9 protein-coding genes, 1 tRNA gene and 1 pseudogene are annotated in these 11,477 nt (G+C 71.3%); 5 read left to right on the top strand and 6 right to left on the bottom strand.

The annotated features are described in order from the left end of the window. Window positions 1–17: 17 nt before the first annotated feature. Window positions 18–611, top strand: a pseudogene (locus tag ACY5KJ_RS02670) (recombinase family protein); the annotation flags it as partial. 673 nt (window positions 612–1,284) lie between these two features. Here ACY5KJ_RS02670 and ACY5KJ_RS02665 read toward each other — a convergent pair. Beyond that, window positions 1,285–1,358, bottom strand: a tRNA-Ala gene (locus ACY5KJ_RS02665). Between the two features lie 1,493 nt (window positions 1,359–2,851). Between ACY5KJ_RS02665 and ACY5KJ_RS02660 the strand changes: the two genes are divergently transcribed. Continuing rightward, on the top strand, window positions 2,852–4,180 hold the full coding sequence (locus ACY5KJ_RS02660; RefSeq protein ID WP_462202721.1) for a phosphoribosyltransferase family protein: 1,329 nt from the start codon (window positions 2,852–2,854) through the stop codon (window positions 4,178–4,180). A gap of 36 nt (window positions 4,181–4,216) precedes the next feature. Next, a complete protein-coding gene (locus tag ACY5KJ_RS02655) occupies window positions 4,217–4,429 on the top strand; it encodes a DUF1918 domain-containing protein (protein WP_462187797.1) in 213 nt (70 codons plus the stop codon). Between the two features lie 10 nt (window positions 4,430–4,439). On the opposite strand, the gene ACY5KJ_RS02650 is transcribed toward ACY5KJ_RS02655, so the two are convergent. The 3 genes from ACY5KJ_RS02650 to ACY5KJ_RS02640 are packed head-to-tail and all read right to left on the bottom strand — an operon-like array spanning window position 4,440 to window position 6,639. Continuing rightward, window positions 4,440–5,171 (bottom strand): ABC transporter ATP-binding protein, encoded by a 732-nt coding sequence (locus ACY5KJ_RS02650; RefSeq protein ID WP_462187798.1) that lies wholly within the window; start codon window positions 5,169–5,171, stop codon window positions 4,440–4,442. Window positions 5,172–5,185: 14 nt separating this feature from the next. After that, window positions 5,186–6,202, bottom strand: a complete 1,017-nt coding sequence (locus tag ACY5KJ_RS02645) for an ABC transporter permease (RefSeq protein ID WP_462202723.1) — start codon at window positions 6,200–6,202, stop codon at window positions 5,186–5,188. A gap of 29 nt (window positions 6,203–6,231) precedes the next feature. Beyond that, a complete protein-coding gene (locus tag ACY5KJ_RS02640; RefSeq protein ID WP_462187801.1) occupies window positions 6,232–6,639 on the bottom strand; it encodes a TOBE domain-containing protein in 408 nt (135 codons plus the stop codon). A gap of 350 nt (window positions 6,640–6,989) precedes the next feature. Between ACY5KJ_RS02640 and ACY5KJ_RS02635 the strand changes: the two genes are divergently transcribed. Both ACY5KJ_RS02635 and ACY5KJ_RS02630 read left to right on the top strand, forming a co-directional pair. Continuing rightward, window positions 6,990–7,544, top strand: a complete 555-nt coding sequence (locus ACY5KJ_RS02635) for an NUDIX hydrolase (protein WP_462202720.1) — start codon at window positions 6,990–6,992, stop codon at window positions 7,542–7,544. Between the two features lie 99 nt (window positions 7,545–7,643). Next, entirely contained in the window at window positions 7,644–8,210 is a 567-nt protein-coding gene (locus tag ACY5KJ_RS02630; protein ID WP_462202719.1) for a hypothetical protein, read from the top strand. A 28-nt stretch (window positions 8,211–8,238) separates the two neighbouring features. Here the strand turns inward: ACY5KJ_RS02630 and ACY5KJ_RS02625 are convergent, their stop codons facing one another. Both ACY5KJ_RS02625 and ACY5KJ_RS02620 read right to left on the bottom strand, forming a co-directional pair. Next, the gene (locus ACY5KJ_RS02625; protein ID WP_462202718.1) at window positions 8,239–10,380 is read right to left on the bottom strand and encodes a hypothetical protein; all 2,142 of its coding nucleotides are present in this window, start codon (window positions 10,378–10,380) and stop codon (window positions 8,239–8,241) included. Between the two features lie 250 nt (window positions 10,381–10,630). Further along, window positions 10,631–11,389, bottom strand: a complete 759-nt coding sequence (locus ACY5KJ_RS02620) for a TetR/AcrR family transcriptional regulator (RefSeq protein WP_462202717.1) — start codon at window positions 11,387–11,389, stop codon at window positions 10,631–10,633. Between the last annotated feature and the right edge of the window lie 88 nt (window positions 11,390–11,477).

Below are 11,477 nucleotides of genomic sequence, written 5' to 3'. Positions count from 1 at the left end.
ACTTCATTACGTCCCCTATGCGCCAGAAGGCCAAGGCCGGCGGCACGCTCGGACTGGCGCCCTTGGGCTACCGAAACGTCCGCGTGACGGTAGACGGCCGGGAGGTCCGAACCATCGCGGTCGACCAGGACCGCGCACCACACATCGTCTGGATGTTCGAGGCCTACGCCAGCGGCGAGTACACCATGGCCCAGCTGGCGACCGCCCTTGAGTACCGGGGTTTGCGCATTCCGGCCACGCCCAAGCGCCCCACCCGCCCGGTCAGCGTCCAGCACGTCGACAAGATGCTCGCCAACCGCTACTACCTCGGCGAGGTCAAGTTCGAGGGCGTCTGGTACCCGGGGCGACACCCGGCGCTCATCACGTCCGCCGTCTTTGATCAAGTGCAGGCCATCAGGAAGGCGCGTAACGCCGCCCGGGAAAAGCCACAACACCATCCGCACTACCTCAAGGGCTCGGTGTACTGCGGTACCTGCCGAAGCCGGTTCGGGATCACCAACGCCACTAACCGGTGGGGCACGGTCTACCCGTACTTCTTCTGCATCGGCCGCGCCAAGCGGCGGCAGCCCTGCGACCAGCCCGCCGTCTTGATCGATGACCTTGAGACCTCGGTCGCCGACTGGTGGCGGCGAATCCAGCTGTCCGAGACCAAAATCACAGCTATCCGGAACCAGGTCATGACCGAGCTGGAGCGACACCAAGCCGACAGCCACCGCGAGCTCGCGCAGCAGGAGAAGCGCATTGCCGATCTTGAACGTGAACAGCTCAAGCTGCTCCAGGCGCACTACGCCGACGCCATCCCCGTGGATCTACTCAAGACCGAACAGGAACGTATCCAGCGGGAACTGGCCGGCGCCCGAGCGATCATAGAACGCTGCTCGACCGAGGCCAGCACCGTGCTGGCGGTCGTGGAGGAGGTTCTGTTGCTGTGCGCCAACGCGCATGAGCTGTACCTTGCCGCGCCGCCGGAGGTGCGGCGGGCGCTGAACCAGGCCGTATTCGCCCGCTTCTGGGTGGTACGCAACCAAGTTCACGGCGCCGACCTGACTGAACCGTTCGCTCACCTGCTGGCCCCGAACCAGCAGGACAAGACCATCGGTCAAGATTCCGAACCCGAGGATGCGGAGGTCCTACCCGACAGCATGCCGCCCGATGAAGGCCGTTCCGTTGAGATCACTGATCACACCCGCTGGCACGCAATCGAGCGGCCATATGGCCCGCTGCCCGGTGAGACAGCGAACCCCCGCCAGCTCACTGGCGGGGGTTCGAACATCAGTACTCGGGTGGAGGTGAGGGGACTCGAACCCCTGGCCTCCTCCGTGCGAGGGAGGCGCTCTACCAGGCTGAGCTACACCCCCTGGAAGCATCTGAAGCTTACAGGAACGCGTAGCCCATGTGACGACCACCCCGGTTCGGGTGGATCGCCGCCTCCGGCCGGCCGTCAGCTGATGCTGATGCCCTCCTTGCCCCGAGCCCTCGACCGGGCGGCCGGCACGGCGACCTCCCGGGCGAGATCTGGCTGGATGCGCTCTGACAGGGCGAGGCCGGACCGCGTGACGGTGGCCATCAACCGGTCGAACAGGGGGCTGCGGCGGCTGGCCGGAGCAGCCCCGTCTCATGGCCGCACCATCCCCACACGCGAGTGCCGTCGATGACAAGCTCCTGGTCCGGCTCGGTGCCCCGAGGGAAGGCCGGCCGAGCGTCGGTCGGAACATCCGCCGTGTCGAGCGGGTGGTGCGTCCACAGTTGCAGGGACTCCTCCGGGCACCACGCCTTGTCCCGGACGGCTATCTGCCATACCGCCCGTCCGGGCCGGTACAGGGCGAGCCGGATCGCCGTTCCCCGGCAACGGAACAGCAGACCGACCCCGTCGGGACGAACACCTCGTACCTCGACGGGTACCGGGGAGCTCCCCGGGCAGACGAGGTATCCCTCGCTCCGCAACCGGGCCATCCACGACTCGAAGGTCACAGCGAACGCTGCCTTCCTGATAGTTCTCGATAGCTACACAGTGATTGCGTGATGATTGCGTAGTAGTTGCGCGGGTCTGGGAAGTCCCAGCGGGGGATCGGCCGGTCGGGACCGGACCAGCCGCCAAGGCCGGACCAGCCGCCAAGGCCCGGACCAGCCCGGCTGACCCTGGCGGCACGGCCACAGGTGACCGGGGCGGGTAGCGGGCTGGCACGCGACGGGAGAAGACGGAGACGGCGCGACCTGGCTCATCCGGCGGAGCGCACAGCTCAGCCGGTCATCCGGGAGCGCGCACGGAGCACTCCGGCGAACGACCCGGCCAGGGGCAGGACGGGAGTCCGGGAATACGGATGATCGACAGCTGCTTCACCCCGGGAGCAAAAAGATCACTCGTTCAGGTCTGGCACCGAGCCCCGAGGCCCCTCGCGCCCAGAACGGTCCCTGAGTTACAGGACCGGTGCGCTCGTCGCGCGTGCGGCGAGCCTCAGTGGACGCGAGGGCTGGGACAACACCGACAGCGCCCTGGACAACAGACCTCTCGCCACGCCCAGTGAGGGGCGGAGCCGGGCTGCCAACGGAGCGTCACACCTTTATTATGCACGGCATCCCGGCCGGGCGTCGGAGCGCAAGTGGCCGCCGGAGATCGGTTCAGGACCATGCGGACACGGTGATTCCGACTGTCCGGAGCGTCTCGACGATCTTTGCACCGCACGCCGCGGACCGCACGCCGCGGACCGTGTATCGCTCGGATCGGGGCAGGTGCCCCGGGACGGTGTGGGTCGGTATCCCGGCGACTAATCGGGGAACGACGACCACAGGACGATGTCCGGTCCGGACGGCGAGCACGAGGAGCCCGCCCGGCCGGCACGAGGAGGTTGTCGTGATCTTCGATAGTCGGGAGGAGGCCGGCCGGCAGCTCGGGCAGCGGCTGGCGCATCTACGCGGCCGTGACGTCGTTGTCGTCGGGCTGCCCCGCGGGGGCATTCCTGTCGCGTTCGAGGTGGCGCGGGCGCTGGAGGCCCCGCTGGATGTCATCCTCGTCCGCAAGCTCGGTGTCCCCTTCCAGCCTGAGCTCGCGATGGGTGCCATCGCCGAGGGTGGGGTGCGGGTCGTCAACGAGGAGGCCCGGCGGCTGGCTAACGTGGGGCTGGACGAGTTCGCTGCGGTTCAGGCGCGCGAGTTGGTGGAGCTTGATCGTCGGGCCCGGCGGTTCCGGAACGGCCGGCCGAGGATCCCGCTCGCCGGGCGGACGGTGGTCGTGGTGGACGACGGGATCGCGACCGGCTCGACGGCCTCTGCCGCGTGCCAGGTCGTGCGGGCCCAGGGAGCCACCCACGTGGTGCTGGCGACCCCCGTTGCCCCCCGTGACCGGATCGGCTGGCTGCGCCGGCAGGCAGACGAGGTGGTCTGCGTCCAGACGCCCGACGCCTTCTTCGGTATCGGCGAGTTCTACGCGGACTTCTCCCAGACACCGGACGAGGAGGTCGTCGACCTGCTGCGCCGGGCCGCGCTGACGATGCCGGTCGGCGGCGCGGTAGCCGACCTGTCCGGCGGCGATGTCGAGGTCGACATCCCCGTCGGTCGAGTTCGGCTCGCCGGTCGGCTCACCGTGCCCGACCAGTCCCGGGGAGTGGTCGTCTTCGCTCACGGCAGCGGCAGCAGCCGGCACAGCCCACGTAACCAGTTCGTGGCCCGCGACCTCAATGCCGCGGGGCTCGCGACCCTGCTGTTCGACCTGCTCACCCCGGACGAGGAGCGTGACCGGGCGAACGTGTTCGACATCGGGCTGCTTGCCCGGCGGCTGATCGACGTGACCGGTTGGCTGCGCGGCCAACCGGCGACGGCTGCCCTCCCCATTGGTTACTTCGGCGCCAGCACCGGTGCCGCCGCGGCGCTGCGGGCCGCCGCGGAAGGGGGGTTCCCCGTCGCGGCCGTCGTGTCGCGGGGCGGCCGACCGGACTTGGCCGCGGCGCAGCTGACCGCGGTACGCGCCCCGACGTTGCTCATCGTCGGTGCGCGGGACGATCTGGTCCTCGAGCTGAACCGGCAGGCCCAGGCCCGACTGCTGGGCTGCGAGAACCGGCTGGCGATCGTCCCGGGCGCCACGCACCTGTTCGCCGAGCCGGGTGCCCTGGAGCAGGCGGCCGCGCTTGCGCGTGACTGGTTCGTCGATCACCTGGCGTTGGCCGGCCATCCCGGTCGCGCCTGACCGGGTACTGACCTGACTTCCGCGCGACGCCGGGCGATGCGTGCCCACCCGGGCGACACTCTGGTGGTCCACCGTCACACCACCCGGCAGCCGGACCGACTCGGCGAGGTCTTCGAGGTGCGCTCGGCGGCGGGGGATCCGCCGTTTGCGGTCCGCTGGTCCGACACGGGGCACGTCAGCTTCGTCTACCCGGGTCCGGATGCCGAGATCCGTCACCGCGGCGAGGAGGCACGCAGCGGGGCCGGCTGAGCAGCCCGGATCAGTCCTGGTCGACGACCCGCCCCGCATCGAGGGCGAGGGTGCGGTCGGCGAGAACCTCGGCGTCCGTGGGATCGTGCGTGACGATGAGCACCGGAGCCGCCAGTGTCGGTAGCACATTGTGCAGGAAGGACCTGACCTCGCGGCGGGTCGCGGTGTCGAGCGCGGCGAGCGGTTCGTCGAGCAGCAGCAGTCCGGGCCCCGGCGCCAGCGCCCGCGCGAGCGCCACCCGTTGCCCCTGGCCGCCGGACAGGGCATCCGGTCGCCGGTCGCCGAGATGGCCGATCCCGAACCGTTCCAGCCAGGTGTCCGCGGACGCCCGGGCGTGCCGCCGGCCCTGGCCGAGGCGGGCCCGCAGGCCGAAGGCGATGTTGTCGCGGGCCCGCAGGTGTGGGAACAGCAGGTAGTCCTGGAAGACCATGCCGACCGGCCGCTGTTCGGACGGGACGAAACGGTGCTCGGCCGGGTCGTCGAGAACCTCGCCGCCGAGGGTGATCCGGCCCTCGTCGAGCGGGAGGAGGCCGGCCAGGGCCCGCAGCAGCGTGCTCTTGCCCGCCCCGCTGCGGCCGAGGACGGCGACCGTCTCCCCCCGTGCCACGCTGACCTTGACGTCGAGCACGAACTGGCCCTGTCGCACTGTCATCAGCGCGCTGAGCCCGGCTGACGCCGGATCCAGGCCGGGGGCGGGGGCGGGGGGCGCCGCCCCCGCCGAATCTCCGGGGACGGTGTTCACGGGATGCCCCGCGTTCACGGGATGCCCCGCTCGAGCGCCTTCGGGGCGGCGTCACGCGTTCCCCGGTTGCGTAAAATCCGCCGGGCGCCGGGGAACCAGCGGCCCCGCAGTGCCACCAGAACTCCGACGCAGACCGCGAGCAGTACGAGTGACAGCGCGATGGCTGTGTCCGAGTCCGTCTCCAGCGCCAGGTAGACCGCGAGCGGCGTGGTCCGGGTGGTCCCGGGGAAGTTGCCGGCGAACGTGATCGTGGCCCCGAACTCGCCGAGGGCGCGAGCCCAGCACAGCGCCGCGCCGGCGGCCACCGTCGGCGCCGTCATCGGCATGGTGACTCGGCGAAACGTCATCCACGGCCCGGCACCGAGGGTGGCGGCGGCGTCCTCGAACCGCCGATCGGCGCTGTTCAGCGCGCCCTCGACGGACACGACGAGGAACGGCATGGCCACGAAGATCTGCGCGATCACCACGCCGACGCTGGTGAACGGGATGGTGATGCCGAACCAGCCATCGAGGTACTGGCCGACGACGCCGCGCCGACCCAGCACCAGAAGCAGGGCCACGCCGCCGACCACTGGCGGCAGCACGAGCGGGAGGGTGACCAGGGCGCGCAACAGGGACCGGCCGGGAAAACGGGTGCGGGCCAGCAGCCAGGCCAGGGGGACACCGAACAGCAGCGACAGCGCGGTTGTGGCGGTGGCCGTCTCCACTGATAGGAGGAGGGCCTGCCGGACCGCGGTCTCGGTGAGCAGATCGGGCAGGGCGGACCAGGGGGCGCGGACGAGCAGGCCGACGAGCGGCAGGAGCAGGAACAGGCCAGCGATCCCGGCCGGCACCAGCAGCGCCCAGGACATCCGGCGGCGCGTTTCCCGGCGAACCGCGCGGCGCGGACGTCCGCCGGTCCGCGGGTCACCCGGCCGGGGTGCCCGATCGCGCAGGCTGAACCGGCCGTGCGAGCTGAACCGGCCGTGCGGGCCGACGGCCCGTTGCTCCGGCTGACCCCTTCGAAGGAGCGAACCGCCGCGGACCGACACGGCGGGCAGGCCCTTCTCGCTGATCGGGATCAACGACGCTCGGGTAGCTCGATGACGACGTTGGTCGACTTCACCGCGCCGACCGCGAGGACGCCGGCTTCCAGCCCGAGTTCGTCGGCGGCCTCCCGGCTCATGAGCGAGACCAGGCGATGCGGGCCGGCCTGGATCTCGACCTGGGCCATCACCGCGTCGCGCACCACGCGGGTGATAATGCCGGGGAAGCGGTTACGCGCGGATTCGGCGACGACCGGCGTCTGGGCGGCGGTCTGCTCGGTCGCCAGATCCTTGGCGAATCCGGCCAGGGTGCCGCCTTCGATCGCCCGGCGGCCGGCGTCGTCTAGGACGGTTGGCAGTCGGCCGCTGTCCGCCCACCGGCGGATGGTGTCGTCACTGACACCGAGCAGCGCGGCGGCCTCGCTGATCCGGAATCTCGGCATGGGGTGATCGTACCCGTATCTTCGGGAGAGTCGCGACGTATGATCCGAAATTACGGTGAAATTACATAAAAATATCCGCTCATGCGGGTCGGGCGGCGAGGTGGTCGGATTGACGGGACCGTGTCCTCGACCGACCCGATGCCGGCCGGATGACCGGTTGGCGCATCACGATCTGGTCCGGCGGGGCACGATGCGGAGGTTGCCCCTCTCGGCCCGACTCGCCATTCCTGCCCGACTCGCCACTCCTGGAGCACCCGTGACACCGCCCGCTTCCAAACCGACCGTCACCGCCACCACGTCCTACGGCGACCTGGTCGCCGGCCCCGTGCGGATCAACGCGCGCGCTGCTCGTGACGGGTGATCGGGTGCTGCTCGCCAACGAGCGTGGCCAGAAGTCGTTCCACTTGCCAGGAGGCTGGGTCGAGCCGGGAGAGACCGTGCAGACGGCGCTGCGTCGGCTGCTGAACGAGCAGGCCGGGATCGAACTGGACTACCTGACGTTCGTGGGCGGTATCCAGAACATCTCGATCGAACGCGGTGAGCGGATGGGGGTGCTCGACGTCGTCTTCGCCGCTGACCGATCGTGGGGCGCCGACTTCGGGAGCAGGCTGAATGATCTCGATATCGTCTCGGTGTCCCTTGGGAGCCTGCTCGACCTGGAACTAAGGCCCGCCGACCTGCGCCGACGTCCCCGGCTGGCTCACCAACACCCGTCCGGCCTGGTACGAGTCGGCCAGCCGCTGACCGTAGGCGCGCATCCTCGCATTCGCACGGTTGACCTCATCTCGACTTCAGGTTCTAGCGCCCGCACGCCCGCATGCCCGCACGCCCGCGGGTCGGAATGCGGCCGGATGAAGGAGCCAGGCGACCCGCGCCACAGCCCCGTGACAGGCCCGATCCGGTGACGAACTACCCTGGCCCCGGATCCCTTGGGTACATTCGCCCGGTGTTCTCTCGACGCCGACCCTGGCCGTCGCGGTCCGCATCGGGCGCTGCATCGCGCGATGGTTACCGCTGTTTCCGTCGTCACCGCCGGACGGGGTGACAACGGCATGGTCGTCATCGGGGTGACGGGCCACCGGGGGCTTTCCGACGGGCAGGCCGAATACACGGCCGGCGAGATGCGCCGGGTGCTGGCGCCTCTCGCCGCGGCCGGGTTGACCGGGATCAGCTGCCTGGCCGAGGGAGCGGACACTATCTTCGCCGACGTGGTCCTCGAACTTGGGGGCCGGCTCATTGTCATGATACCCGCGGCCGGTTACCGGGACTTTCAACCCGCTGCGCATCGGCGCGACTACGATCGGCTGCTCGGCCGCGCCACCGAGATACGCAGCCAGGACCGGGCGAAGCCCGATCTGCCCAGCCTGATGTCGGCGAGCCGCCTTCTGGTCGACGCATCCGACCAGGTCCTCGCGGTGTGGGACGGTCTGCCGGCGTGTGGCTTCGGGGGTACGGCGGACGTCGTCTCCTACGCGCGCTGGCGACGCAAACCCCTCCAGATCATCTGGCCCGACGGTGCCGTGCGGGCGGGGGTGACCTCCGTCGCCGGTTCGGGCGAACGACAGCGGTAACCGTCAGAGGCCGCCGCGGGGCTGGGGACTACCGCGGGGCCAACGTCACGACGTCCACCTGCACCGGGGCGAGACTCCTCCTGGCCGGAGCCGGAGCCGGAGCCGGAGCCGTCGTGGCCGGTGGCCGGGTGGCGGCCGGCCGGGTCGTTGCCGGCTGGGTCGTTGCCGGCTGGGTCGGGGGCTTGGTCGCCGTGGACGTCACGGAAGCTCCGCTGGCGGTTGTTGCCGCGCGGGTGGTCCGGCCACCGGCGGCCGGGGTGCCGGTGGCCGGGGTCCTGGCCTCGATCGGCCCGGCAGCCACTCCTTCCGCCGCTGCGGACGGCTTGGTCGGCACCGGCGGGGCGGCGGCGAGAACGGGCGGCGCCTGGTGCGCCGGCGGGGAGGCCGCCGGCACCGGGCCGCCAGAGGAACGCCCCGGCGGCGCGGACCTGCCACCCGCCGCGAGGCGCAGGGTGTTCAGGGCGACGTCCTCCGCCGCCAGGTCGTTCTGCTGTTCCTCTTTGGTCGGGCCGAGGACGGATCCGCCGCCGAGGGTGCTGGGCCCACCTGAGCCGGGTTCGTCCACGGCGGGTTCGTCCACGGCGGGGCTGCCTGACGCGGCGGGCCGGGGGGCGGCCGGTGCCCGCACGGCCGGGCGGCCCTCGCGGGATCCGGACCGGCCGCTGCTCGGAGTGTCCACGGTGCCGCCGTCGTCCGGCTGTGACTCGTGCAACGGAGCACGCGCACCCGTGGTCACGTCGTCGGGCGAGGAGTTGAGCCCCGCGGCGGTGGCTGCGGCCGCCACCGCTGCCACCGCAGCCACCGCGAATGCGGCGACCGGGCGCATCCGGGACCGGCGAGCGCGAACGAGCGGGTCCACCGGCAGGCGTTCTACCCGTGGCTCGGCTGCCCGCCTCGCTGATGTGGATCCCACCGATGCCGCTCGTCCGGCCTCCGCTCGTCCGGACTCCGGACGAGCGGAGGCCGCCCGGCGGTCCGGGGGCGGGAGCTCCGGCGGTGGCAGTGTCGGGAGTGGCGGCAGTGTCGGGAGCGGTGGCAGCGCCCGGGCGGCCATCGGGTCCGGGACACTCCGGGTGGGGCTCGGTGCCCGCCGACCGGTGCTGTGCCGCCCGCCCGTGGCCGTCCTGAGGGGAGCCCTTCCGAGGGGAGCCGTCCGGGTCGGTGGTCGAGGATCGGTAGGCTCAGGCCGCGGATCCGCGCCTGTCGTCGCGGCGCCCGCCCGCCCGCCGTGAGCCGTGGCGGCCTGTCGGCCACGGCCCCACGCCGCTCGGGTCGACTGCGGCTTCGATCCGGAGAGCAGCGCCAGCAGCTCGGCGGTGTCGGGCAGAGAGGCCCCGTCGGCCTGTCGCACACGGGCGAGCGTCCGCCGCACCCCCTGGCCGATGGGAGCCGTGTGCTCCGACCGGTCGGCGCGGCGTCGCCCGGCCCGGGCCGCGGGTTCGACGGACCCGCTGGGCTTTCCCGTCGCGGCCAGATCGACGATCCCGGCCCACGCGACGATGTCGGCGGCGGGGCCCTCCCAGCCACTCGCCGCGGGGCCGTAGCCATAGCCGGGCACGTAGCCGGGGCTGTTGGGGGGAGGCCGCAGGTGGCCGGAGCGCCCGGCGACGACGTGCGGCCTCCCTCCGGCCGAGCCGGCCGCGGGGGACAGCAGCAGTGGTCGCAGGGCCGCCGCGACACCCAGGTCGACCAGCCGCGGCCCGGTAACGGAGAGCACGATATCCGTTGCTGTCAGGTCGCCGAGTGCGCCGACCGTGCGGTGCGCCGCATCGATGGTCTCCAACAGGGTCCGGGCGAGGCGGTCGATCTCGTCCGAGGACAGCGGTCCGCGTTCGGTGAGCTCGCGGGCCAGGGTCGGGCCCCCGACGAACTCCGTGCCCACGTATGGCCGCTCGGCGTCGGGCGCGGCGTCGAGCACCCCGCAGGTGTGTGCCCCGGCCAGCACGCGAGCGCGGTCGATCGCCGCCGCGAACCGGGCCCGCATGTCCGTGCGCAGGGCGTCGCCCGGGTGCAGCGCGCGGATCGCGACCTGCGCGCCTCCGACAGCACGGCTCAGATAGACGATGCCGGTGATGCCGGCGTCCAGCCGACCGAGCAGCTGGTAGGGCCCGAGTGAGGTGGGCTCGCCCACGGCGAGCGGCGCGACGTGACGAGGTAGCCGAGCGGTCATGGTGATGATGCCCCGAATGCGGCTCGTGGACGGTCAGCGACGTTTATTCGCTCCGACGGTAGCTACTCCAGTCGTGTCCGTGAAGGCCGCTACGCATCCTTCTTCGCACTTCTTCGTATCCGCAGCGAATTCGGCATCCGCCGGACGCCGGCGGGCACCGGGCGCGAGCACAGTGATCATCGTCGGCGGAACATTGGTCGGCTGTTCCCCGGTCGGCTATTTCCCGGCCAACCGATGATCGGCCAATCGATCATCGGTTGGCCGGGGGCTCCGGCGCGTACGCGACGGCGATTCCGTCGAGAAGCCATTTCAGCGCCTGCTCGAAGCGCGGCACCGTGTATCCGCAGCCGAGGGCGGCGAGGGCGCGCAGCCGTGGGTACTCCTTCTCGGCGGTCTGCGCGTCCTCGGTGGTCTGCGCGCGGTTGAGGACCTGGGCGTCAAGGACCTGGACGGAGAAAACCGGTCCCGCCATCGGGACACCGGGGCGATCCTGGGAGTCGGCCGCCGGAGGCCGTCGGCGGTCGAAATCCTCCCGGTCGCCGAGTTCGCGCAGCGTGCAGCCGACCACCAGATCATTAAGCGAGTGGATGATGCGCAGCTGGTCCTGCGGATCATCGGTGATCTTCGAGGCGACGGTCAGGCACTGCTCGATGTGCCGCAGCTTGTTGGGACCGAAACCCCGGCGGATGCCGATCCGAAGGGCCCAGGGACGTTCCTGGAAGGACCGCCTCGCGCGCCGGGCGATCTGGGTGAGGCCGTCCCGCCAGTCCTCGGGAACCTCGTCCAGCAGATGCCCAGCCAGGAACGCGTCCCACATCAGGCCGGTCAGTTCGTCCTTGTCCCGGACGTGGTGGTAGAGCGTCATCGTCCCGACGCCCAGATGTGCGGCGATCCGCCGCATCGACACCGCCGTGAGCCCCTCCGCGTCGGCGATCTCCATCGCGGCCAGGGCCAGCCGTTCACCGCTCAGCGGCGTCCGGCATCCCGGTGGGGTGGACACCCGTCCCATCGGCTTCCCCTGGGATCGCCCCGGGGCCGCACTCGGCGGCGCCGCCATCGCCACTCACCTCCTGGCAGGACGCCTCCTGGCAGGACGC

The sequence above is a fragment of the Frankia sp. CcWB3 genome, from assembly GCF_977927595.1.
The sequence above is the reverse complement of the archived record's forward strand: the minus strand, read 5'-3'. Positions and strand labels throughout refer to the sequence as shown.

Coding starts and splice junctions, on each gene's coding strand:
- ACY5KJ_RS02655 (WP_462187797.1), top strand. CDS start 4,217: ATGCGTGCCCACCCGGGCGACACTCTGGTGGTCCACCGTCACACCACC.
- ACY5KJ_RS02640 (WP_462187801.1), bottom strand. CDS start 6,639: ATGCCGAGATTCCGGATCAGCGAGGCCGCCGCGCTGCTCGGTGTCAGT.
- ACY5KJ_RS02630 (WP_462202719.1), top strand. CDS start 7,644: ATGGTTACCGCTGTTTCCGTCGTCACCGCCGGACGGGGTGACAACGGC.
- ACY5KJ_RS02625 (WP_462202718.1), bottom strand. CDS start 10,380: ATGACCGCTCGGCTACCTCGTCACGTCGCGCCGCTCGCCGTGGGCGAG.
- ACY5KJ_RS02620 (WP_462202717.1), bottom strand. CDS start 11,389: ATGGGACGGGTGTCCACCCCACCGGGATGCCGGACGCCGCTGAGCGGT.